Source organism: Rhizobium fabae, assembly GCF_003985135.1.
In the GTDB taxonomy this organism is placed as follows: Bacteria; Pseudomonadota; Alphaproteobacteria; order Rhizobiales; family Rhizobiaceae; genus Rhizobium; species Rhizobium pisi.
This window is the reverse complement of record NZ_ML133650.1, coordinates 342,446-365,715: the sequence shown is the minus strand read 5'-3', so window position 1 is coordinate 365,715 and position 23,270 is coordinate 342,446. Positions and strand designations below refer to the sequence as shown.

Sequence of the window (23,270 nt, the reverse complement as noted above, 5' to 3'; positions counted from 1 at the left end):
GGAGAAATCTATTTCTCCAACGTTGCGACCACCTCGACATGCGAGGTCCAGAGGAACTGGTCGATCGGCGTCACACCGGTGATCCGGTAGCCGCCCTCGACGAGGATTGCGAGGTCGCGCGCCAGCGTCAGCGGATTGCAGCTGACGGCCGCGATCTTCTTCACCGCCGAGCGGGCAAGCTCCTTGCACTGAAACTCCGCGCCCGCGCGCGGCGGGTCGAAGACGACCACATCATAGGGCTTGAATTCCTGCGTCATCAGCGGACGGCGGAAGAGATCGCGCTTCTCGACGGTGACCGGTTTCAGCCCCTGCGTATTGCGGGCGGCATGGTCGAGTGCGGCAAGCGCTTTGCCCTCGGCCTCGACGGCGTGGACGCGCCCGATCCGCGCCAGTCTCAGCGAAAACGTACCGGCGCCGGCGAAGAGATCGGCAATCCGCTTCGATTTGCCGGCATGGGCGAGCACCAGTTCCGCCATCGCCTCTTCGGCCGGCTTCGTCGCCTGGGTGAAACTGCCCGGCGGCGGCGAAACCTGGACGCCGCCGAAATCGATACGCGGCTTGGACGGTTCGACGAGGATTTCGCCGTTCAGCGAAACACAGGCGATACCGCGCAGGCTGAGCGCCGTCTCGATTGCCTTGCGCCGCTGTGGGTCGGGCAGTTTCTTGATTTCGTCGACCGATATATCGAGGCCGGAGAGCGTTTCGAGCACCGAAACGCGGAAAGGCTCGGCATTGGTCGCAAGCGAAGCCGCAATCGCCTTGATCGCCGGCAGCCGTGCGATGATCCCAGCCGAGGAGATCGGACATTCCTCGATCGCGACGATATGATGGCTTTCGGCCTGGTTGAAGCCGATGAGCATGTCCTTCTCGGTCTTGCGCGCCGCAAAGACCACGCGCCGGCGTTCGCCCGGCCGGGCAGGAACGATCTCGCCGACCTCTGGCGTCAGCCCCTTGGATTTCAGCGCATCGACGACCAGCTGGCGCTTGAAGGCGCGGTAGGGATTATCCGCCAGATGCTGCAGCGTGCAGCCGCCGCAGGTGCCGTTGAGGCCGTCGGGGCCGAAATGACGGCAGGCCGGTTCCTGCCGATCGGGCGAGGATGTCGTAATCGACATGATCGTGCCATGGCTTTTGACGCGGGCGATCGCCACGGTTTCCCCGGGCAGGGAAAAGGGTACATAGACCGGTCCACCGGCGCTGCTGGTGATGCCGTCGCCCTGGGCGCCGAGCTTCTCGATCGTGACGGTTTCGGTGCTCATGGTTTCAATCCTGCCAGGAGGAATTCCTGATTGCCGTCGCCGCCGGAAATCGGGGAGGGAATGAGGCCGAGGCTCTTCCAGCCCATGTCCTCGACGAACCAGCGTTCCAGCTCCGCAGCAACAGTGGGAGCAGACGACGGGTCCTTCAGCAGCCCACCCTTGCCGATCGCCTCGCGCCCCGCCTCGAACTGCGGCTTGACCAGGAGCACGGCGACGGCGCCCGGCCCGGCGATCTCGAGGGCCGGCGCAAGCGCAAGCTTCAGCGAGATGAAGGAGACGTCGGACACGATGAAGGTGGCGGGATGGCCGATATCATCTGCCGTCAGGTTGCGGGCGTTGAGGCCTTCTTTGTTCGTTACGCGTGGGTCGGTCGCGATACGCGGATGCATCTGCCCGTGGCCGACATCGATCGCGGTGACATGCGCGGCACCCCGTTGCAGCAGCACCTCGGTGAAGCCGCCTGTGGAAGCACCGATGTCGAGACAGTGATGCCCTGCGGGATCGAGCCGGAAGTGGTCGAGCGCGGCGGTCAGCTTAAGTGCGGCGCGCGAAACATAGTCCTGCGCCGGATCGTCGATCTCGATGAAGGCGTCCTCGCCGAAGAGCGCACCGGCCTTGGTCACCACCTGGCCGCCGATCCTGACGGTGCCGCGTTGCACGGCGTCGCGGGCACGCGAGCGGCTGGCGAAGAGGCCGCGGGAGACGAGAAGCTGGTCGAGGCGTTGGCTGTTTTGATCGGACATCGGCTGTGAATGACCGGCAAAGCCGCCGGTTGCAAGTATTTTGTTCCGGAAACCGTCATTGACCCTCAAAAGCTTTAGGCGATAATCCTGCCGCGGCGAAATGCGGGGCGGCCGCAGGCACGGGGGTGTTTTATGCTGAAGCTCTTCACTCTTCTTGTCGCGGCGGGGATCGCATCGCCTGCGCTTGCGAACGATACGATGGCCGAGGTCAAGACCGGCGGGCTGATCTTCGCCCAGTCCGACGATGTCAGCATGGCGGAGGAGGATCTTTTCATTTCCGCGTCCGACGTGCGCGTCGACTACGTGTTCGAGAATACGTCCGACAAGGATGTCGAAAGCCTGGTCGCCTTCCCGATGCCGGACATCACGGGTCAGGTGGACAACAATTCCGCCATCTCCGACTATGACAGCGATAATTTCCTGCATTTCTCCACCGTACAGGACGGCAGCCCAATCACCGCCAAGCTGCAGCAGCGCGTCGTCTCGCTCGGCATCGACGTGACGGACGAATTCGCCAAATATGGCATTTCCGTCCTGCCTTTCAGTCAGAAGACGACCGAGGCGCTGGCAAAGCTTCCCGAAACCGTCCGGAAGGACTGGATTGCGCGCGGCCTCGTCTATCCCATGGCGGAGGGCGATGGCGACGGCGCCGAGAAGGTTACTCTCGTGCCGCTCTGGACGCTGCGCTCGACCTATTGGTGGCGCACCACCTTTCCGGCGAAGAAGAAGGTCAACGTTGAGCATCGTTACAAGCCGGCCGTCGGCGGTACCGTGGCGATCAGCTTCCTCGAAGACGGTGAGCCGAAAGGCGAGCGCTTCGAGGAGTATTCCCGCAAATACTGCCTGGATGGTGATTTTACCAGGGTCGCCCAGCAGCGCGCCAGGGAGGCCGAGGCCGGAGGCGCGAACTATACGGAAAGCTGGATCTCTTATGTTCTGTCGACCGGCGCCAACTGGGCGGGACCGATCAGGCGCTTCCAGCTGACGATCGACAAGGGCAAGCCCGGCAATCTCATCAGCTTCTGCGGCAGCAATGTTCAGAAGATCGGTCCGACGACTTTCCGGATGACGGCGGAGGATTTCGATCCAGAGAAGGACCTTGATATCCTGATCCTCAGCCCTCCGGAAGCGCAATAAATCTGGGGCTTCGGCGCTGCTGCGCCGCACAATTTAAACAAATTTAAAGCCTGCCCGCATAGGTTCGGCTCGATTGCAGCGGTTCGTGCGAACTGCTTCACGCCATGAAGGCGCAGGCGTTTTTCCGCCAATCATGTTCCCAATTCAGACGTCCCTGCGGTTGCGCGTTTCGCGCGACCCGCCTCTCGCCGCGTAGACTGTCGTCAGGAGAAATTCATCGATGTCCGCTAAAAACATATCCTTGAATGGTAAGCTTGCGGCCACGTTCGCAGCTCTCATCCTTATCTTCATGTCCGTTTCCGTCTTCGTCTATTCCAAGGCGACGGCGTCCGCAGCCGCTTCTGCCGAGCAGGAAAAGTCCGAGCTGCTCGTCAACCAGATCGACGATGCGCTGCAGGCGATGCTCGAGCAGGCCGTCAATCTGCGCGGCTTCATCCTGTTCCGCAGCGACAGCACCTACGGCGATATTTTCGCCAATCGCGAGCGCATGTTGAAGGCGATCGCCGCCGCCAAGCAGACGGCCGCCGCCGAGCCCCAGCTGGTCGAGATGATCGACGGCATGCAGAAGGCGGCCGACCTCTATTTCCATGAGCTCGCCGAGCCGCAGGCCAAGGCCCGCAAGGAGACCGACACGCCAATCGAGGAGGTCGTCAAGATCGGCGTCAACGCCGCCAAGGGCCAGCTCGACGGTTTCCGCCAGGCCTCCGCCAAGATCAAGGCCACCGCGCGCGAAAAGTCGGATGCGCTCGCCACGGTCCAGGCCGATGCCAATAGCGATCTGAAGACGACGCTGCTTGCCGGCGGCATCATCGCCTCGTTTGCCGCCGCCGTGCTCGCCTGGCTCATGTCGCGCACCATCGTCGGCCCGATCGTCGGCATGACCACCGCCATGGATCGCCTTGCCGGCGGTCAGAACGATATCGAAGTTCCCGCCACCGATCGCGGCGACGAAGTCGGCCGCATGGCCCAGTCGGTGCTGGTCTTCAAGCAGGCGGCGATCGAAAAGCTGCGGCTTTCCGGCGAAACCGACCGCATGCGTGACGAAGCCGAGCGCCAACGCCAGGCAAGCGACGAGCAGAAGGCGCGCGAGGAAGGCGAGATCCGCCATGCCATCGACGCCCTGGCGGGCGGTCTTGCCGGCCTTGCCGTCGGCGATGTCGCCGCGCGTATCCAGATGCCGTTCGCGCCGCAATATGACAGCCTGCGCAACGACTTCAACAATGCCGTCGAAAAGCTGCAGGCAGCTCTGCAATCGGTCGGCCGCAATGCCTCCGCAATCAATGCAGGCGCCGGCGAGATCCGCTCGGCGGCCGACGATCTTGCCCACCGCACCGAACAGCAGGCTGCCGCCGTCGAGCAAACCGCCGCAGCACTCGAGCAAGTGACGACGACTGTCCGCGACAGCGCCAAACGCGCCGAGGATGTCGGCAATCTGGTCGAGCGCACCCGCCTTGGCGCTGAAAAGTCCGGCGATGTCGTCCGCAAGGCCGTCTCCGCCATGCAGCAGATCGAGAAGTCCTCGGGCGAAATCTCCAACATCATCGGCGTCATCGACGACATCGCCTTCCAGACGAACCTTCTCGCGCTCAACGCAGGCGTGGAAGCGGCCCGCGCCGGTGATGCCGGCAAGGGTTTTGCCGTCGTGGCCCAGGAAGTGCGCGAGCTCGCCCAGCGCTCGGCCAATGCTGCTAAGGAAATCAAGGCGCTGATCACTACGTCAGGCGAGCAGGTCATTGCCGGCGTCTCCCTGGTCGGCGAGACCGGCAAGGCACTGGAGGCGATCGTCGCCGAGGTGCAGGAAATCAACCGCCATGTCGGCGCGATCGTCACCGCTACACGCGAACAGTCAATCGGGCTGCAGGAGATCAACACCGCCGTAAACAACATGGACCAGGGCACGCAGCAGAACGCCGCGATGGTCGAGGAGCAGACCGCGGCAAGCCATGCGCTCGCCCAGGAGGCAAACGCTCTCGACGAGCTGCTGCATCAGTTCAAGCTCGGCCAGATCGCCCCAGCCCTCCGCGCAGCCGTCGCCGGCACGAACGCCCGCCCGGTCGCCTCTCCGGCCCGCGCGCTGACCCGCACCGTCGCCAAGGCCTTCGGTGGCAGGCAGGCGAGTGCCGCGGCTGTGGTTCAGGAAGACTGGACGGAGTTCTGACGGCGCGTCTGTTTAAGGAAAAGGACGTTAAATGGAAGGGCGGGCAGAGATGCGCCGCCCTTTTTTATTGGGCGAAACGGCGCACTCGGGAGCAAGAACTGCCCCTCACCCTACCCTCTCCCCGTAAACGGGGCGAGGGGATGTGCCCTGCGAGATGCTGGCGAGGAACGGGGAGGCCGCGGCATATACCCTTCGCCCCGTTTACGGGGCGAAGGTGCCGGCAGGCGGATGAGGGGCACTTACGGCACGCCCGTCAGTTGCGTTATCCCGCAACACCAACGGCAACACCGCGCCCAAGCGCCCGGAATACCGTCGAGACGATGCCAGCGCGGTCGAGCCCGGCATGGGCGTTCATCGCCTCGGGCTTGGCTTGCTCCATCCAGATGTCCGGCATGACGAGCGAGCGCACCTTCAGCCCGTTGTCGAGCAGGCCTTCGGTCGCCAGGAAGTGCAGCACCTGGCTGCCAAAGCCGCCGATCGAGCCTTCTTCGACGGTGATCACCATCTCGTGGTGGCGGGCGAGCTGGCGGATCAGATCGTGATCGAGCGGCTTGGCGAAGCGTGCATCGGCGACCGTCGTCGAAAGCCCGGCAGCGTCGAGATCCTCGGCGGCAAGCAGACAATCGGCAAGACGTGTCCCGAAGGAGAGCAGCGCCACCTTGGTGCCTTCCTTGACGATGCGGCCCTTGCCGATCTGCAGGATTTCACCGCGCGCCGGCATGTCAACGCCGACACCTTCGCCGCGCGGATAGCGGAACGAGATCGGTCCGGCGTCATAGGCCACCGCCGTACGGACCATGTGCTTGAGTTCGGCCTCGTCGGCCGCTGCCATCACCACGAAGCCGGGCAGGGTGGTGAGGAAAGCGGTGTCGAAGGAACCGGCATGCGTCGGCCCGTCGGCGCCGACGAAGCCGGCACGGTCGATCGGAAAACGCACCGGCAGGCCCTGGATCGCCACGTCGTGCACGACCTGGTCATAGGCGCGCTGCAGGAAGGTGGAGTAGAGCGCCGCAAATGGCTTGTAGCCTTCCGCAGCAAGGCCGGCGGCGAAGGTGACGGCATGCTGCTCGGCGATGCCGACGTCGAAACAGCGCGACGGAAAGGCCTCGGCCAACTTGTCGAGGCCGGTGCCGTTCGGCATGGCGGCGGTGATGCCGACGATCTTGTCGTCGAGGGCGGCTTCCTGCACCAGCGCTTCGGCAAAGACGCTGGTATAGCTCGGCGCATTCGGCTTGACCCGTGCCTGGGCGCCGGTGATGACGTCGAACTTGTTGACGCCGTGGTATTTGTCGGCCGCAGCTTCCGCCGGCGGATAGCCCTTGCCCTTCTGCGTAACGACATGGATCAGCACCGGTCCACGCGCATTGTCGCGCACGTTGCGTAAGACCGGCAGCAGGTGGTCGAAGGAATGCCCGTCGATCGGCCCGATGTGATAGAAGCCCATCTCCTCGAACATCGTGCCACCGGTGACGTAGCCGCGCGCATGCTCGACGGCGCGGGTGATCGCCCGGTCGATATTCTTGCCGAGATAGGCCGTCAGCTTCTTGCCGAAGTCGCGGAAGCCCATATAGGTGCGACCCGAGGCGAGGCGGGCGAGATAGGCACTCATCGCGCCCGTCGGCGGCGCGATCGACATGTCATTGTCGTTGAGAATGACGATGAGCCGCGCGTCGAGCGCGCCGGCATTGTTCAGCGCCTCATAGGCCATGCCGGCCGACATCGCCCCATCGCCGATGACGGCGATGACGCGGCGGTCTGTTTTGTCGAGATCGGCGGCGATCGCCATGCCGAGACCGGCCGAGATCGAGGTCGAGGAATGCGCCGCCCCGAAGGGATCATATTCGCTCTCCGCCCGGCGGGTGAAGCCGGAAAGCCCGTCCTCCTGGCGCAGCGTCCGGATGCGATCGCGCCGGCCGGTCAGGATCTTGTGCGGATAACATTGATGGCCGACATCGAAGATCAGCCGATCATCAGGCGTGTCGAAGACACTGTGGATGGCGATCGTCAACTCGACCACGCCGAGACCGGCGCCAAGATGACCGCCGGTGCGTGACACCGCATCGATCATTTCGTCGCGGACCTCGCGTGCAAGCTGCGGCAGGTCGCGATCCTCGAGCTTGCGCAGGTCAGCGGGATAATTAACCTGGTCGAGCAGAGGGGTCTTCGGCAGTTGTGTCACGGGCGGGCGCTCTTTCTTGCTTTTCCTTGTCTCGCTTTATTCGATTAGAATACGGCAAAACAAGTGCATTTCAGGAACCGAAGGTTTTCACCTTAGAGCATGATACCGAAAAGTGTGAGCGGTTTTCGAAGGATATCCTGCTCTAATTCGTCAGCGCGGGGCGGTTCAGCTTTCCGGCAAAGGCACGAATTCCTCTTCGTCGCCAGGAACGATATCGAAGCGGCCGGTGCGCCACTCCTCCTTGGCTTTTTCGATCCGCTCCCTCGAGGAAGAAACGAAATTCCACCAGATATAACGCTTCGAATTCAGGGCCGCGCCGCCGAAGAGCATCAGGTGGCAACCCTCGCCGCCGGCTTCGAGTGTGATCGCATCGCCCGGCCGGAAGACCAGCAGCTGGTCGGCGGCGAACCGGTCGCCCGAGATGACGACTTCGCCGGAGAGCACGTAGACGGCGCGCTCCTCGTGGCCCGCGCCAAAGGGAAATCGGGTGCCCGGCTGCAGGTTAAGATCGACATAGAGCGTGTCGGAAAATACGTGGACGGGCGACGTCATGCCTTCGAACGAGCCGATGACGACACGTCCGCGCACGCCTGTTGTTTCGATCAGCGGCATTTCGGTCTTTTCCGTATGGGCGAAGGAAGGATCGATCTCCTCCTTGTCGTCGGGGAGCGCCAGCCATGTCTGCAGCCCCGACATCAACAGCGGATGACCGCGCAGATTGTCGGGCGTACGCTCCGAATGCACGATGCCGCGCCCCGCCGTCATCAGGTTGATATCGCCGGGCCGGATGACCTTTTCAGTGCCGAGGCTGTCGCGATGGCGAATCTCGCCGTCGAAGAGATAGGTGACCGTCGATAATCCGATATGCGGATGCGGCTTCACGTCGAGCGCCTCATCCGGCTTCAGGATCGCCGGCCCCATGCGATCGAAGAAGATGAACGGGCCGACGAGCCGGCGCTGGCGGCTGGGCAGCGCGCGTCGCACTTGGAAGCCGCCGATATCGCTGGTGCGTGGAATGATCAGGTTCTCGATCGCGTCGCAGGCGAAGGCATCGCCGGGCAGGGGGTCTTTACCGGGAAAGAAGGACATGACGGATCTCCAGTCGCTACAGCGCCGCGCGTCTTTCAGACGCGCAGAAAACGCTGTAGCATTTTGAGTTACGCAGCAGGCGCATCGATCAGAAATAGCGCCTTGCGGTTCATTGCGAAAGAGCGTCGGCTCAGATCGCAGTAAAGCCATTGTCGACGAAGAGATGGGCGCCGTTGACGAAGTTCGATTCGTCGCTTGCCAGATAAAGGGCGGCCCGCGCCACATCTTCGGGTTCGCCGATCCGCCCCTGCTGCGCGGCGATGGCGGCATCGGAAACATCGACGCCGAGTGCCTGCAGGTCGGCGACCTCGCGCAGGCCGTGCGGCGTGCGGATAAAGCCGGGGCAGACGGCGTTGCAGCGAATATTGCGGTCGCGGAATTCGACGGCGATGGCGCGGGCAAACATGTGTACGGCACCCTTGGTCGTGTCGTAAAGCACTTCCATCGGTGTGGCGGCGACCGCGGAGATGGACGATGTGCAGACGATCGAGCCGCCGCCCGCGGCAATCATCTTCGGCAGCACAGCCTTCGTCATCAGGAACATCGAGCGCACGTTGACGGCGTGCAGCCAGTCCCATTCCTGAAGCGTCGTTTCGAGGAAGGGTTTGATGACGATCGTACCGGCATGATTGAAAAGCACAGTGACCGCGCCGTAGCGTTCTTCCACACCTGCAACGGCGGCATTGACGGCGGCTTCGTCCGAGACGTCGGCCGTCCAGCAGTCTGCCTCACCGCCGGCATCACGGATCGCCTTGACGGTCTCATCAGCCGCCTGGCCATTGCGGTCGATAATCGCAACGCACGCCCCCTCCGCCGCAAAAAGCTTCGAGGCGGCACCACCCATGCCGGTCGCGCCGCCCGAGATGATAGCGACCTTGCCCTTCAACCTGTCCGTCATTTCCTTGCCCCCCCTTTGTTTTCGCAAGGGGATCATAGAGCGGTCGGAAGCCGAACGCCAAGCGCCGTCAGAGGGAGTTTTGCTGCGCCTCAGGCGCCGTCCAGCGGCCCGACGCCCTGCGGCTTGCCGGCACGGTCGAGTCGGATCTTCTCGATGCGGTTTTCCGCGGCCGAAAGCAGGGTCTCGCAATGCTTCTTGAGCGCTTCGCCGCGCTCATAGATCTCGATGGATTCATCAAGCGCCACGTCGCCGCGTTCCAGCCGGGCGACGATGCTTTCGAGTTCGGCAACCGCCTTTTCGAAGGAAAGGCCTGATACATCAGGCTTGGCGCTGTCAGTCATTCTCAACCCTTCATCATTCTCAGAATATGCATGCCCGCCGATTCGGCGAGGCCTTCGAGATCATAACCGCCTTCGAGCAGGCTGACGACCCGGTTCTTCGCGTACCTGTCTGCCAGTTCGAGGATGCGCCCGGTCGCCCAATCGAAATCCTCGCCCGTCAGATTGATCTGCGCCAAGGGATCGCGGTGATGCGCGTCGAAGCCGGCTGAAATGATGATGAGATCCGGCCGGAAATCGGCGACGGCCGGCAGCACACGCGATTTGAACGCCTCGCGGAAATGGTCGCTGCCGACATTCGGCGAAAGCGGCGCATTGACGATGGTGTTGTGCGTGCCCTTCTCGTCCTTGGCGCCACTGCCGGGATAAAGCGGCATCTGATGCGTCGAGCAGAACAGCACCGAGGCATCATCCCAGAAGATATCCTGCGTGCCGTTGCCGTGGTGCACGTCCCAATCGATGATGGCGACGCGCTCGGCGCCGTGCGCCTTCTGCGCGTGGCGGGCGGCGATCGCTGCATTGTTGAAAAAGCAGAAGCCCATCGCCGTCATCTTCTCGGCATGATGCCCCGGCGGGCGGGCGGCGACAAAGACATTGTCGGCCCGGCCGGTAAAGACGTCGTCCACCGCCGCCATCGCCCCGCCGATGCCGGTCAGCGCCGCCTGGAGGCTCTTTTGACTGGCATAGGTATCGGCTTCGAGCTGGTTGATCTCTCCCTCTTCCTCGGGAATCTCCCGCATGACGGCGGTCAGATGTTCCTCGGGGTGCGCAAGCAGCACCGCATCCTCGTTCGCCTGCGGCGCCTGCCTGCGCTCCAGCCGCTCGAAATTAGGGTGTTCCAGCGCCATGTTGATGGCGCGGATCCTGTCCGACCGCTCCGGATGGCCGGCGGGCGTCACGTGTTCCAGGAAGATCGGATGTTCATAAAGACGGGTGCTCATGGAGACATTCTATCGATCGCTTATGTCATGTTCCACAGCAGATGGGGCATCGCCAGGCGATTTCAACAAGCGCTCTTGTCGCGCCTCATCTTCATACAGCTGCGTAAACTATGCTGTAACGCTTTGAACTACTGTATGATTTCGTCCTTAAATCGTTTCCGGTTTGAAGATTTATGCAGTAATGTCGGGTTTGGGGACTATTGTAAGGCAGTTTTGTTGATGAGTAAGTCGAAACGCCCTGGTGTGGCGGAAATACACGTGCCGTTTCGCGATGTCGATATGAACGGCCAGATGTTTCTGGCATCCTATATCTCTTATGCAGAGTCCGCTCTTTCAAGCTTCTGGTCGTCACGCCCCGACGTGGAGGACGAACCGCTCTACATAGCCAGTAAAGTCTCCTGCATTCTCCACCGGCCGCTGCACTTTGACGAACCGGCTACCTTCACCGCCGCCGTCGACAAGATCGGCGTGCGTTCCATCGGCTTCCTGATTTCCATCGAGACAGGGGAGGAGCGCGCCGCCGAGGTAGAAATCATCTGGCAGGCCCGCGCCCGCGAAGACCAGTCGCCAGCTTCGTTGCCCGAAGAAACCCGCGACTGGCTCTATCGCTTTTTGGATTAGGATGCTGTGCGTCTGGCAGGACGCGTTGCGCACGCCTCGATCTCTCGCTGATCAAGCTGGCTGCATTGCGCCAACTAGGATCACAAAGTCAGAACGTTATGGTTTAGATCAGATCTTTTGACGTGATCCAGAACGTCATGAAAGTTTCATATTTCGATCTATTGCGAGGATCAATAAAATAATCCACTATTTCAATAGGAAAAGAGATTTCCTGAGGCAAATGAAGGAGACTGATTGGATACTTTTTTTTCGACTGACGGGCTCGTCGTGGGCTTGGTCTTGGTTTTTGCTCTGATCGCGGGTGTAGGAGGAGGAAAGCACGGGTCGGACAATTGGGGAGATCCTAGCGACGGCGGTGATGGCGGCGGCGGAGATTGTGGGGGAGGAGATTAAATCAAGTAAAATAGACAGGATGCCCGACCGCCTTAAGGCGGTTTTTTGTTGCCCGGATTCCGGGTCATGCAAATTGGGAGTGCTCCATCGCGCCGTTATTTGCGCTTGGTCTTCGATGGTTTCAGACGCGTAGCCGGCGTTCAGTCGAAGGAGCACCGTTTGACATTTAGCGCTTTCGGCAGCTTGTCATAGTGTCCACTGTGAATGTGGCACTGCGCTCGACCCATTCCGGCAGTATGAATGGTTCTTGCCTTAGGGCTTACTTTACACTCGCTCCTACCCGAGGATCCACGATGCCTCCCGCGGCGGCGGGCATAGATTCGAGGCTCCGGGGGTGGAATGACGATGGCCGCCTACAAACCGAAGGCGGCCACTGATGGCATTCGCCGGACAAGCCCGGTCCCTACGTGCTCAGGCGCGCGCCGGCAGCAGCGGGTAGCCGACCATGACGGCGCGGCCGAGGAGAGCGGCGACGACAGCTTTGGTCACGTCGCCCGGGAGATAGACCATCGAGCCGACGAAGGCTTTCGGGAAGCCCATGCCGCCGGCGGTCGCCAGATAGGTGATGCCGAAGGCGTAAAGCACGACGATGCCGCCGACCATGGCGGCGAGGAAGAAGCTTACTGTCTGCACCAGGCCGGATTGCTGCTCATTGACAAGCCGTTCGCTCAGATAGCCGGTGACGAAGGCGCCGAAGATCCAGCCTACGAGGAAGCCGGCCGATGGCGAGGCGAAGATGGCAAGCCCGCCGCGGCCGCCGGAGAGAACCGGATACCCGAAAGCGACCAGCAGCAGCACGATCAATACAGCGATCGCGCCGCGCCGGGCGCCGAGGACCACGCCGGCCATCATCACGCCGAGTGACTGGGCGGTGATCGGCACCGGGATGAAGCCAAGCGTGATCGGCGGCAGCAGGCCGAGCGCCACGATGATCGCGGCAAAGAGGGCGGTAAGAACGAGGTCGCGGGTGCTCATCATGAACTCCGTAATTTTTAATGGTTAACTCACATGCCGCCGAATGCCGCGCGCGTCAATCGCCGCTGCGACATTATCCGCATCCCTGAGCGTCAGGATGATCAGCGGTGCAAGCAGCGTTGTCGGCCGGACCTTCAGGCCGCGCGCCTCATGTGCCTCGCGGATTGCCTGATACCGGCCGAGAATTTCCGGCACGAAGCGCAGGACGAGCCCGATGGCGAGACCGATATCGTCGGCCTGCACCCAGCCGGTGCGTTCCAGCGGGCGGGCAAGCGCCGTCACCTCGTCGATGAACTGCGCAATGGTCGTCGTCGCCGTCACGGCGGCGGCCAGCAGCATCAGTGCCGTCAGCCGCAGCAGGGTCACCAGTGCGTCGTGCCAGGGGTTGAAGATGAGGTTGAAGAGCGCCACGATGACGATCGTCAGGAAGATCGGCCGCAGTCGTCTCAACGCTTCCACCACGGGCATGCCGACCGTGCGGCAGACGATCGCCGCCAGCAGCATGGCGATCGAAAGCAGAGCGATATCCGTGCTGATGAAAAGCACGACGCTGAAGATCGCAAGAGACAATAGCTTTACCCGCGGCGAAAGCCGGTGCATCGCGCTGTTGCCTTCGACGTAGAGCGACTGCATCAGGCGGCGATCTCCTTGTAGCGGGCGATCGCTTCGGCAGCCGGCGCATCCGCGGCAAGCCGCCCTTCATGAAACAGCAGCACCCGCTCGAAATCGGCGACCAGGTCCAGATCGTGGGTGATGACGATGGCGCTTTCCGGGAGCCCGGTGATGATCTTCTCGACCAGCGCCCGGTTCTTGAGGTCCAGCTGGTTGGTGGGTTCGTCAAGGATAAGAATGCTCGGCCCCGTCGCAAGCACCGAGCAGAGGGCCGCCACCTGCAGTTCGCCGCCGGAAAGCTCGTGCGCCCGGCGATCGGCCAGCGCCTGCGCGCCGAAACGGGCAAGCACGCCATCGACCTTCGCCTCGATCTCCGCCTTGGTGAAGCCGCGCCGCTTTAGTCCGAAGGCGATGTCGTCCCTGACGATCGGCAGGATGATCTGGTTCTGCGGCGACTGGAAGATGAAGCCGACATCGGGTGCCGCGGCCTTCTCGTCGGCCATGTCGCGGCCATTGACGGTGACACGGCCGACCGACGGCTTGGTCAGCCCGTTGATGAGGCGCGCGAAAGTGGTTTTGCCCGAGCCGTTCAGCCCGATGACGCCGATGCGTTTGCCGCTGATGCCGAGTGTCAGCGGTTCCAGCGCCACCCGCGCCCCAAAACTGACCCCGGCGCCTTCGAAACGAATATCCAAACCAATCCTCGCATCCAGATATTCCTGCTTCTATACGGGTAATCGAGCATGATGAAAGAGCAAAACTCGCTGTCGATATCGGGTGGCTAGGAAGATTTTCCGGATTATGATGCTGATATGACGAATCTGCTTTCCAATTCCGACGCCCGCCGTGTCTTTCTTGCCAAGCAGGGGCTCAGCGCCCCACCGAACCGCGCCTTGACCAAGGCCGGGCTGCTGCAACTCATCCATGATCTCGGTTTCGTTCAGGTGGACAGCATCCAGACGGTGGAGCGGGCGCATCATCAGATCCTGTTTTCCCGCAATCAGACCTACAGACGCGAGCATCTGACCACGCTGCTCGAAAAGGACGGGGTGCTGTTCGAACACTGGACGCATGACGCCTCCATCCTGCCGAGCGCCTTCTTCGTCTATTGGAAACACAAGTTCCGCCATCAGGAGAAGGTAATTATCGAACGCTGGCGCAAATGGCGGGGCGAGGGCTTCGAGGCGGCGTTCGAGGAAACCTATGAGCGGGTGCAGCGCGACGGCGCGATGCTGGCGCGCGACGTCAAGGCCGACGGCCACGTCTCCGGCGGCTGGTGGAATTGGCACCCGAACAAGACGGCGCTCGAATATTTCTGGCACACCGGCAAGATCGCCATCGCCGGCCGCTCGAACTTCCAGAAGATCTACGATCTCACGGAGCGGGTCATACCGGACAAATTCCGCGAGCCGGAGGTGAGCCGCGATGAATTCGTCGACTGGGCCTGCCGCAGCGCTCTCACCCGCCTCGGTTTCGCGACCCACGGCGAAATCGCCGCCTTCTGGAACCTGGTTTCGCCCGATGAAGCCAAGGCCTGGGTCGCAGCCCGTCGCGACGAACTGATCGAGGTGATGATCGAACCGGCACTCGGCGGCAAGGCGCGCCCTTCCTGGGCCTTCGCCGATTTCCTCTCGTCGCTCGACGGCTACCCCGGCGCTCCGCCCCGCATCCGCGTGCTTAGCCCCTTCGATCCGATGATCCGCGACCGCAACCGCACCGAACGCCTCTTCGGCTTCTTCTACCGCATCGAGATTTTCGTTCCCGAGCCGAAGCGCGAATACGGCTACTACGTCTTCCCGCTGCTCGAAGGCGATAAACTGATTGGCCGCATCGACATGAAGGCCGACCGGAAAAAATCGACGCTCGATGTCAAGCGACTCTGGCTGGAACCGGGCGTGAAGCCGTCGGCCGGGCGGCTGGAGAGGCTCGAAGCGGAGCTGGAGCGGGTCGCACGGTTCGCCGGCGTGGAGAAGGTCGTGTTTTTGGACGGGTGGAGAGGGTAGAGTCTTCGTCCGATATATCTTGCTCCTACCGAGAAGAAAGGGATTGAGACGTTACCACGGCTCCGCTTCTCCCCAGCGGGGAGAAGATGCCGGGGTAAGCGGCGAAGCCGCGAATGCACGGAGCGTAAGCGAAGGGCAACGGATAGGGTGTGCCGGGCCGCCCCCTCATCCGACCCTTCGGGCCACCTTCTCCCCGCTGGGGAGAAGGGAAAACCTCTAGCAGATCTCCGTCTTGCTGATCTTGATGCCGAAACCTTCCAGGCCGACATAGTGCCGTTCGCGGCTGGTCAAAAGCGTGATCGAGCTGACGCCGAGATCTTTGAGGATCTGTGCGCCGAGACCGATTTCCAGCCATTCATTGTCACGGGTCTGGGCTTCGGCATGGGCCTCGCGGCCCTGGCTGCGGGCCTTGCGGCCGTTATCGTAGTGGCCGACCCCGACCGAGCCCTCGCGCAGATAGACGATGACGCCGCGACCGATCTCGGCGATCTTCTTCATGTAAAAATCGACCGGGCTCTTCTTGCCGAAAAGATCCTCGGCGACATTCTCGGGATGCAGTCGGACAGGGATGTCGACGCCGTCGCGGATGTCGCCGAAGACGACGGCGAGGTGCTGCATCGGGTCCCAGGGCAGGGAATAGGTGTGCGCCTTGGCTTTGCCGAACGGCGTTTCGATGTCGAAGCTCGTGCCGAGTTCGATCAGCGTTTCCTTGCGCTGGCGATAGGCGATGAGATCGGCGACGGACACGAGCTTCAGCCCGTGCTGTTCGGCGAAATCGACCACCTGCGGGCCGCGCGTGACGGTGCCGTCATCATTGACGAGCTCGCAGATGACGCCGATCGGCGGCAGGCCGGCAAGCTTGCAGAGGTCGACGGCCGCCTCGGTATGGCCGGAGCGCATCAGCACGCCGCCTTCGCGGGAAACCAGCGGGAAGATATGCCCGGGGCGGACGAAATCGGCGGGACCAACATTCGGATTGGCGAGGTTGCGCACCGTCATCGTCCGGTCGTCAGCGGAAATGCCGGTCGTCGTGCCGTGCTTGAAATCGACCGAGACGGTGAAAGCCGTCGTATGGGCGGAATCGTTTTCCGCCACCATGGCGTTGAGGTTGAGGCGCCTGGCCTCTTCCTTCGGCATTGGCGCGCAGACGATGCCCGAAGTATGACGCACGATGAAGGCCATTTTCTCTGGCGTGGCGTGCACGGCGGCGACGATCAGGTCGCCTTCGTTCTCGCGGTCGTTGTCGTCCATGACGACGACGATCTCGCCGGCCTCGAAGGCCCGGATGGCGTCGACGACGCGCTTCTGGTCATAAGACATAGGGCACTCCTATTTCAGACGGCCGGTCTGGCCGCGGTCGCGAAGATAATGGTCGGCGATAGCGCAGGCGACCATCGCCTCGCCGATCGGCACGGCGCGGATGCCGACGCAGGGGTCGTGCCGGCCCTTGGTGCGGACTTCGACATTCTTGCCATCGGCATCGATCGACTGGCGCTCGGTCAGGATGGAGGACGTCGGCTTGACGGCGAAACGCGCCACGATCGGCTGCCCGGTGGAGATGCCGCCGAGAATACCGCCGGCATTGTTGGAAAGGAAGATCGGCGTGCCGTCATTGCCCATGCGCATCTCGTCGGCATTGTCTTCGCCTGAAGTTTCGGCGGCGGCAAAACCATTGCCGATCTCCACACCCTTGACGGCGTTGATCGACATCAGCAGCGAGGCGATGTCCTGATCGAGCTTGGCATAGATCGGCGCGCCGAGGCCGGCCGGCACGCCCTCGGCGATCACTTCGACGACCGCGCCGATGGAGGAGCCGTTCTTGCGGATGCCGTCGAGATACTCCTCCCAGACCGGCACGATCGCGGCGTCGGGCGAGAAGAACGGGTTTTGCCCGACCTGGTCCCAGTCCCAGTTGCGGCGGTCGATCTTGTGCTTGCCGATCTGCACCAGCGCGCCGCGCACGGTAACACCCGGCACGACGAGGCGGGCGATGCCGCCGGCCGCGACCCGCGCTGCGGTCTCGCGCGCCGAAGAGCGGCCGCCGCCGCGATAATCGCGAATGCCGTATTTGAGGTCATAGGTATAGTCGGCATGGCCGGGGCGGTATTGCCTGGCGATTTCGCCGTAATCCTTGGAGCGCTGGTCGGTGTTTTCGATCAGCATGGAGATCGGCGTGCCGGTGGTGGTCATCGTCTCGCCATCGGCGTCCAGCATCACGCCGGACAGCACCTTGACGAGATCGTCCTCGCGCCGCTGTGTCACGAAGCGGGATTGTCCCGGCTTACGCTTGTCGAGCCAGACCTGCAGGTCCTCGAGCTTGAAGCGCAGCCCGGGAGGGCAGCCGTCGATGACGCAGCCGAGTGCCGGACCATGGCTTTCGCCCCAGGTGGTTACGCGGAAGAGGTGACCGAATGTATTGTGCGACATGTGTTCCCACGGTGGCGCCCCAGGGCCGGTCGCCGCCGGCCGCGCCATTGCTTGAAAAGGCGCGACACTCATAGGCCAAAAAACCGTCGAGGCAAAAGCCTTTCTTTGCGTCAAACCGGCAGCGGCGGAAATGCTGTTTCCGTCTTTTGTGAACGATGAACGACCCCAGCTCTTTCCGCGAGCGGGGAGACCGGCCGGCCGGCGGCGATCATGAGGCCACCCGCCACCCCGTTCCGGTCGCTTCCGCGGTGAAATCGTCGAAGGAGAGCGGCCGCGAGAAGGCATAGCCCTGCAGGATGTCGCAGCCGAGATCGCGCAGCAGTTCGGCATGGGCTGCGGTCTCCACCCCTTCAGCCACTGTCTCCACGCCGAGCGAGCGGGCGATCTCGATGATCGAGCTGACCAGCGCGCGCTCCTGTGAGGATGCGATGATGGGCTGCACCAGCTGACGATCGATCTTCAGCCGCTTGGGTTTCAGCTTCAGCAGGCTGACGATCGACGTATGGCCGGTGCCGAAATCGTCGATCTCGATATCGATGCCAAGCGCCTTGATGCGCTCGAGGTTGTGCGAGACGACATCCTCGCTCTCGTCGAGAAAAATCGATTCCACCAGTTCGAAAGAGAGTTCGCCCGGACGAATATGCAGGCCGGCGAGCGATTCCAGCAGGCTGCCGTCATGCAGCCGCCGTGCCGAAACGTTGACGGAAACCTTGGGAACAGCGATGCCACGCGCCGCCCAGCGCATCTTGTCGTGCAGCGCCGTTTCGAGGACGATCCGGTCGAGGGTCTGTACGACATTGATCTCGCCGGCGATGCGCAGGAACTTGTCGGGCGAAAGCAGCCCCTTGGACGGATGCACCCAGCGTACCAGCGCCTCCACACCGGTCAATTCCATCGTGCGGGCTGAGAATTGCGGCTGATACCAAGCGGTGAATTCGCCATTTTCGATGCCGGCGAGGATCTCGTCGGCCGTACGCTTGGTGTTGACGATGTCGGCCTGGAGATTGTGATTGAAGAATTCGAAGCGGTTCCGGCCAAGGCTCTTTGCGCGGTAGAGCGCGATATCGGCATTGATCAGCACCTTGCGCGCATCGACATGAATGCCGTTGGCGAGCGCCACGCCGATCGACACGCCGCAGCGGCAGGAAAAACCCTGGAAGTCGATCGGCAGGCGCATCTCTTCGATGATCCGCGTCGAGAGCTCGGCCATATCCCTGTCGCCGACGTCGAAGGCGAGGATGACGAATTCGTCCCCGCCGATGCGCGCGACGACGTCGCTACCGCGAACGTTCTTGGCGAGCACCTTGGAGGCATGCACCAGCATCGCATCACCGGCGGCATGGCCGAGCGTGTCGTTGATTTCTTTGAAGCGATCGAGATCGATGTGCAGGATCGCAAATTTCTGCCGCTGCCCGCGACCGTCATGGGTCAGGTTCGCCAGTGCGATGTCGAGCTTGCGGCGATTGGCGAGCGCGGTCAGCGGATCATGCAGCGAATTGTGCTCGATCCTGTTCTTGGCAAGCTCGAGCTCGATGTTTTTGGCGACCGCCTCGTCCTTGGCCGCCTTCAGCCGGATCGTCATCAGCACGTCTTCAGTGGCGTCGAAGGCGATGCCCATGATCTTCATCTCGCCGCTCGCCGTCTGGTGGACCTTGCCGACCGAGCGCACATAGCGCACCGAACCGTCATCGGCGATCACGCGGCAGACGAGAGTATGGGTATCGCCGCTTTGCTTGAAGTAACGGGCGCTTTCGAGCGCTAGGCTGCGGTCCTCCGGGTGGATGCGGCTCAGCCAGGTTTCCTCGGTCATGAAACCGTTGCGGGGCGGGAGGCCGTAGAGCTCGTGCATCCGCTCGTTCCAGATCGAGCCGCCTCGGCCGGGTCGCGCCTCCCATATGCCGCATTGATAGGAATTGAGCGCAAGGTCGAGCCGGCTCGAAAGCTCGGCGAGCTGCCCTTCGCGGCTCGAGAGTTCTTCCAGCGCCAGCTCGAGCTCGGCATTCTTGACCTCGCTCGTATCCTTGGCCTTGCGCAGCGTGTCGGTAGTCTCCGCATCGGCGGTTACGTCCCAGACGATGCCGATCGTTTTGCCGGTGCCGCCGGCATCCGTATAGAAGGCGCCGGCCGAGCGCAGGTAGCGAATGCCGCCGTGGGCAAGCATGATGCGGTATTGTCCCGTGCAGGCAGCACCGGCGATGCTGCAGCTGAAGAAATGCACTTCGGCGATTTCACGGTCCTCGGGCAGGATTGCCGCCAGCCATTCGTCGAGCGGCCAGCTTCCTTCCGTCGCCGGCTTGCCGTGCAAGGCTGCGGCGCGCGCGTCCCAGAGCACGCTGCTTGAATGGTCCTGCAGCTCCCAGATGCCGATATTTGAGGATTGGAGCGCCAAATTGAGGCGCTGCGACAGTTCCAGCAGTTTCGCCTCGCGCGCCACCAGTTCGCTGATGTTGCGGTTGCGCTCGCCGAGCAGGAGTGTGGCGAAGAAGATCGGAATGATGATGATGCAGCTGGCGGCGGCGATGATCAGGCGCAGCTCAGTGCGGTTTTCGGGTATTGCCTCCCAGCCGTTTTTCGGGACGACGGAAATCTCCCATCTGCCGCCGGCAAAGCCGATTTCCCGGTGCACCGGATCCTTGTCGTAAATATCGGGCGAACCGAAGAAAGGCGCCGACGCGGCGGCAGGCGAAGCCATATCCCTGATGGCAATCGAAAGATGGTCGAGATGCGAGTAGCGTTCCCGGTTCTCGCGGTCATGGGCGGGCTTCAGTCCTGTCGCCTCGTAGAACATGTCCTGATCGATGACGACCTCGACCGCCCCCCAGATGCGCCGCTGGCCGTTCTCCTTGGCGAAAACCGGGAAGAAGATGGCAAAGGTGTTCCGTCCGTCCGTCTTGATAGGGCCATAGAAGCGCGCCGACTGGTCGCCGGCCGCGCGCGTGATCGCCTGGCGCAAGAAGAGAGCCTCGCGCACGTCCCGGCCGATCCCATTGTCGGATTGTGGCGGGTAGATGCCGCTGACGATGAAGTCAGGGGCGACGGCGATATGAATAAAAGGCGGGTTCTGGATCAGCAGCCAGTTGATCTGGCGCTCCATCTCCTCGCTGTTTGCAGCGCTGCTGACGGAGATCAGGTTCGAAAGATCGCGGACGATGCTGAGGTCCATGTTGATCTGCGCCATGACGCGGGCGCGGATGAGATTCGTCTCGTTTTCGGTGCGGATATGAAGTTCGCGCACATAAGACGCAGTATTGGCGCGGTCGAGTCCGACGCCGATCATGATGACGACGAGGGCAACAAGCGATGAAACCAGAAACGAAACGCGGGTATTCTTCAACACGCGCCGCAACTGCTTGCTGTCGCTAAGCCTGGATAGCAAAATTAAACCCTCATGTTCGAAGCGACTGTAGGGCGCAGGGGTTAATTTACGATTGCCCGATGGATGTCGAAAAGTCGTGAGGCGGGAGAGGCAGGGTTAACGCGGCATCTTGATTATGTTTAAAATCCTATTCATCAATTGGGCGGGAAAAGCCATTCTTACGGGCAATTTTCGCCATATTCAGGAGCTTATCTGTGGCCAGTCATTTTTCCGTGCAGATCGTGCAGCGTTTCAAAAGGATTGTCGCCATGCGTTTCGTCGTCGCCACGCTCTTGGCAACAGCAAGCTTCCTGTCGCCGATGAGCGGTTTTGCCGAGAGCGCCGATGTCGAGGCGACGATCAAGAAGGTCGACACAACAAATCTCGTGCTGACGCTCGATGACGGCAAGACCTACCAGGCGCCCGAAGAATTCAATTTCGACGGCCTCGAAGCCGGCGTGAAGGTAATCGTCTTCTATACCGAGGTCGATGGAAAGCGCGTCATCAACGATCTCGATATCGTCAAGTAGGCGGGCCTGATTGAAGCGCGTCGCGCTCGAACAGGATCATGCGACGCACTTTCTTTTGTTCTGTCCCCGGGTGCTTACAGCCAGACGATCGTCCGCTCGGCGGTTTCGATCCTGACAATGCGGTCCTGCGGGATTTCGCCTTCCGCGGCGCTGCTCTTCGGCAGATCTGATATCGCCTGGAAAAGCGTGCGGATGACGCCGCCATGCGTCACGCAGACCGTCGGTCGATCGACGGAGGCGAGCCATGAGCCCGTGCGCCAGGAGAGGATTTCATAGCTTTCAGCGTCGTCGCCGGGCGGAATGAAATCCCATTTCGAGGCGTTGCGCTCCGCCACCCGCTCGCGCTGTGTCGCCTTCAGTTCCTTGAGGGTCGAGCCCTCCCAGTCGCCGAAGGATATTTCCACCAGCCGGGGATCGGTGCGGTAGGCAAGCGGCGGCAGGCCCATTGCGGTGCGGATGATCTCCATGGTCGCCCGTGTCCGCTTGAGCGGGCTTGCGACGAAATCGAATTCGTCAATCTTCTCGCCGAGAATGTCCAGGAGTGCGAGGCCGTTGCGACGGGCCTGTTCCAGGCCCGTCGCGTTCATCGGGATATCTTTCTGACCCTGCAGGCGACGCTCAGCGTTCCAGTCGGTCTGGCCGTGTCTGATCACGTAGATAAGCACGGTCTCGGCTCCGTTTATGGAGTGGTCAGTCCTTGATGACGGAAATATCAGGCGCGTCGACAGCCTTCATGCCGATGACATGGTAACCGCTGTCGGCATGATGCACTTCGCCGGTGACGGAGCGCGAGAGATCGGACAGCAGATAGAGGCCGACATCGCCGACTTCCTCGATGGTAACGGTACGGCGCAGTGGTGCGTTGTATTCGTTCCACTTCAGAATATAGCGGAAATCGCCGATGCCCGAGGCGGCAAGCGTCTTGATCGGACCGGCCGACACGGCGTTGACGCGGATGTTCTTCGGTCCGAGGTCGACGGCGAGATACTTGACGCTCGCTTCGAGCGCGGCCTTGGCGACGCCCATGACGTTGTAGTTCGGCATCACCTTTTCCGCACCGTAATAGGTGAGGGTGAGCATCGAGCCGCCTTCCGTCATCAGCTTCTCGGCGCGGCGAGCGACCGAAGTGAACGAATAGACGGAGATCTGCATCGTCTTGGTGAAATTATCGGGTGTCGTGTCGACATACCGGCCGGTCAGTTCGTCCTTGTCGGAAAAACCGATCGCGTGCACGATGAAATCGATCTTGCCCCAGAGCTTTTCGACATTCTCGAAAACGGCATCGATCGTGGCTTCGTCGCTGACATCGCAGTGGCCGACGAGCGTCGCGCCGATTTCGGCGGCGAGCGGCTCGACGCGCTTCTTCAGTGCATCGCCCTGGTAGGTGAATGCAACTTCTCCGCCCTGCGCATGAATGGCCTTGGCAATACCCCACGCAATCGAACGATTGTTGGCGACACCCATGATGACGCCGCGTTTGCCTGCCATGAGGCCGGATGCTTGAGCCATATTTCGCTCCCTAGGAATCTGATCGATCCTGCCTATGGCATAGGCCGTTAATCGGTTCAAGCTTGGCCTGGATCATCAACTGTTAGGGATCGTAACAAAGGGT

At 62.0% G+C, this 23,270-nt stretch carries 20 protein-coding genes; 5 read left to right on the top strand and 15 right to left on the bottom strand.

From position 1 onward, the window contains the following. Nucleotides 1-8 precede the first annotated feature (8 nt). Nucleotides 9-1,259: a class I SAM-dependent RNA methyltransferase gene (locus tag EFB14_RS15330; RefSeq protein WP_126826567.1), complete on the bottom strand. Its 1,251-nt coding sequence runs from the start codon at nt 1,257-1,259 to the stop codon at nt 9-11. Next, complete coding sequence (locus EFB14_RS15325) at nt 1,256-2,002, bottom strand: TlyA family RNA methyltransferase (RefSeq protein ID WP_126826564.1); 747 nt, start codon at nt 2,000-2,002, stop codon at nt 1,256-1,258. Before EFB14_RS15325 ends, EFB14_RS15330 begins: the two co-directional genes overlap by 4 nt. Nucleotides 2,003-2,134: 132 nt before the next feature. Here EFB14_RS15325 and EFB14_RS15320 point away from each other — a divergent pair, with 132 nt between their 5' ends. Continuing rightward, nucleotides 2,135-3,139, top strand: a complete 1,005-nt coding sequence (locus tag EFB14_RS15320) for a DUF4424 domain-containing protein (protein ID WP_126826561.1) — start codon at nt 2,135-2,137, stop codon at nt 3,137-3,139. A 220-nt stretch (nt 3,140-3,359) separates the two neighbouring features. Then, on the top strand, nt 3,360-5,297 hold the full coding sequence (locus EFB14_RS15315) for a methyl-accepting chemotaxis protein (protein ID WP_126826558.1): 1,938 nt from the start codon (nt 3,360-3,362) through the stop codon (nt 5,295-5,297). Nucleotides 5,298-5,559: 262 nt separating this feature from the next. On the opposite strand, the gene dxs is transcribed toward EFB14_RS15315, so the two are convergent. The 5 genes from dxs to EFB14_RS15290 all read right to left on the bottom strand — a co-directional run bounded on the left by dxs (nt 5,560) and on the right by EFB14_RS15290 (nt 10,742). Continuing rightward, nucleotides 5,560-7,476, bottom strand: a complete 1,917-nt coding sequence (gene dxs / locus EFB14_RS15310; protein ID WP_126826556.1) for a 1-deoxy-D-xylulose-5-phosphate synthase — start codon at nt 7,474-7,476, stop codon at nt 5,560-5,562. A gap of 165 nt (nt 7,477-7,641) precedes the next feature. Beyond that, on the bottom strand, nt 7,642-8,565 hold the full coding sequence (locus EFB14_RS15305) for a pirin family protein (RefSeq protein WP_126826553.1): 924 nt from the start codon (nt 8,563-8,565) through the stop codon (nt 7,642-7,644). Between the two features lie 130 nt (nt 8,566-8,695). After that, a complete protein-coding gene (locus EFB14_RS15300) occupies nt 8,696-9,463 on the bottom strand; it encodes an SDR family NAD(P)-dependent oxidoreductase (RefSeq protein WP_126826550.1) in 768 nt (255 codons plus the stop codon). Nucleotides 9,464-9,552: 89 nt separating this feature from the next. Continuing rightward, nucleotides 9,553-9,804 (bottom strand): exodeoxyribonuclease VII small subunit, encoded by a 252-nt coding sequence (locus tag EFB14_RS15295; protein ID WP_126826546.1) that lies wholly within the window; start codon nt 9,802-9,804, stop codon nt 9,553-9,555. Between the two features lie 2 nt (nt 9,805-9,806). Next, nucleotides 9,807-10,742 carry a histone deacetylase family protein gene (locus EFB14_RS15290; protein ID WP_126826543.1) on the bottom strand — a complete coding sequence of 312 codons (936 nt, stop codon included), beginning with the start codon at nt 10,740-10,742 and terminating at the stop codon, nt 9,807-9,809. 219 nt (nt 10,743-10,961) lie between these two features. Between EFB14_RS15290 and EFB14_RS15285 the strand changes: the two genes are divergently transcribed. After that, the gene (locus tag EFB14_RS15285; RefSeq protein WP_126826677.1) at nt 10,962-11,363 is read left to right on the top strand and encodes an acyl-CoA thioesterase; all 402 of its coding nucleotides are present in this window, start codon (nt 10,962-10,964) and stop codon (nt 11,361-11,363) included. Between the two features lie 804 nt (nt 11,364-12,167). Here EFB14_RS15285 and EFB14_RS15280 read toward each other — a convergent pair. Genes EFB14_RS15280 through EFB14_RS15270 form a run of 3 tightly spaced genes read right to left on the bottom strand, consistent with a single transcriptional unit; the run spans nt 12,168 to nt 14,038 of the window. Next, the gene (locus EFB14_RS15280) at nt 12,168-12,731 is read right to left on the bottom strand and encodes a biotin transporter BioY (protein ID WP_125843962.1); all 564 of its coding nucleotides are present in this window, start codon (nt 12,729-12,731) and stop codon (nt 12,168-12,170) included. A 24-nt stretch (nt 12,732-12,755) separates the two neighbouring features. Continuing rightward, nucleotides 12,756-13,364, bottom strand: a complete 609-nt coding sequence (locus EFB14_RS15275; RefSeq protein WP_126826539.1) for an energy-coupling factor transporter transmembrane component T family protein — start codon at nt 13,362-13,364, stop codon at nt 12,756-12,758. Beyond that, nucleotides 13,364-14,038, bottom strand: coding sequence for an energy-coupling factor ABC transporter ATP-binding protein (locus tag EFB14_RS15270; RefSeq protein ID WP_126826536.1), 675 nt, complete (start codon nt 14,036-14,038; stop codon nt 13,364-13,366). Before EFB14_RS15270 ends, EFB14_RS15275 begins: the two co-directional genes overlap by 1 nt. A 117-nt stretch (nt 14,039-14,155) precedes the next feature. Here EFB14_RS15270 and EFB14_RS15265 point away from each other — a divergent pair, with 117 nt between their 5' ends. Then, complete coding sequence (locus EFB14_RS15265; RefSeq protein ID WP_126826532.1) at nt 14,156-15,346, top strand: winged helix-turn-helix domain-containing protein; 1,191 nt, start codon at nt 14,156-14,158, stop codon at nt 15,344-15,346. A gap of 216 nt (nt 15,347-15,562) precedes the next feature. Here the strand turns inward: EFB14_RS15265 and ribB are convergent, their stop codons facing one another. The 3 genes from ribB to EFB14_RS15250 all read right to left on the bottom strand — a co-directional run bounded on the left by ribB (nt 15,563) and on the right by EFB14_RS15250 (nt 21,149). After that, nucleotides 15,563-16,666, bottom strand: a complete 1,104-nt coding sequence (gene ribB / locus EFB14_RS15260) for a 3,4-dihydroxy-2-butanone-4-phosphate synthase (protein WP_125843966.1) — start codon at nt 16,664-16,666, stop codon at nt 15,563-15,565. A 9-nt stretch (nt 16,667-16,675) separates the two neighbouring features. Beyond that, complete coding sequence (aroC, locus tag EFB14_RS15255) at nt 16,676-17,773, bottom strand: chorismate synthase (protein WP_125843967.1); 1,098 nt, start codon at nt 17,771-17,773, stop codon at nt 16,676-16,678. Nucleotides 17,774-17,981: 208 nt separating this feature from the next. Then, nucleotides 17,982-21,149 (bottom strand): bifunctional diguanylate cyclase/phosphodiesterase, encoded by a 3,168-nt coding sequence (locus EFB14_RS15250; protein ID WP_125843968.1) that lies wholly within the window; start codon nt 21,147-21,149, stop codon nt 17,982-17,984. Nucleotides 21,150-21,397: 248 nt separating this feature from the next. Between EFB14_RS15250 and EFB14_RS15245 the strand changes: the two genes are divergently transcribed. Continuing rightward, nucleotides 21,398-21,658 (top strand): DUF1344 domain-containing protein, encoded by a 261-nt coding sequence (locus EFB14_RS15245; protein ID WP_018449305.1) that lies wholly within the window; start codon nt 21,398-21,400, stop codon nt 21,656-21,658. A gap of 74 nt (nt 21,659-21,732) precedes the next feature. On the opposite strand, the gene EFB14_RS15240 is transcribed toward EFB14_RS15245, so the two are convergent. Together EFB14_RS15240 and fabI are read right to left on the bottom strand one after the other, a co-directional pair. Continuing rightward, nucleotides 21,733-22,323, bottom strand: coding sequence for a histidine phosphatase family protein (locus EFB14_RS15240; protein ID WP_125843969.1), 591 nt, complete (start codon nt 22,321-22,323; stop codon nt 21,733-21,735). Between the two features lie 25 nt (nt 22,324-22,348). Beyond that, nucleotides 22,349-23,167: an enoyl-ACP reductase FabI gene (gene fabI / locus EFB14_RS15235; protein WP_125843970.1), complete on the bottom strand. Its 819-nt coding sequence runs from the start codon at nt 23,165-23,167 to the stop codon at nt 22,349-22,351. Between the last annotated feature and the right edge of the window lie 103 nt (nt 23,168-23,270).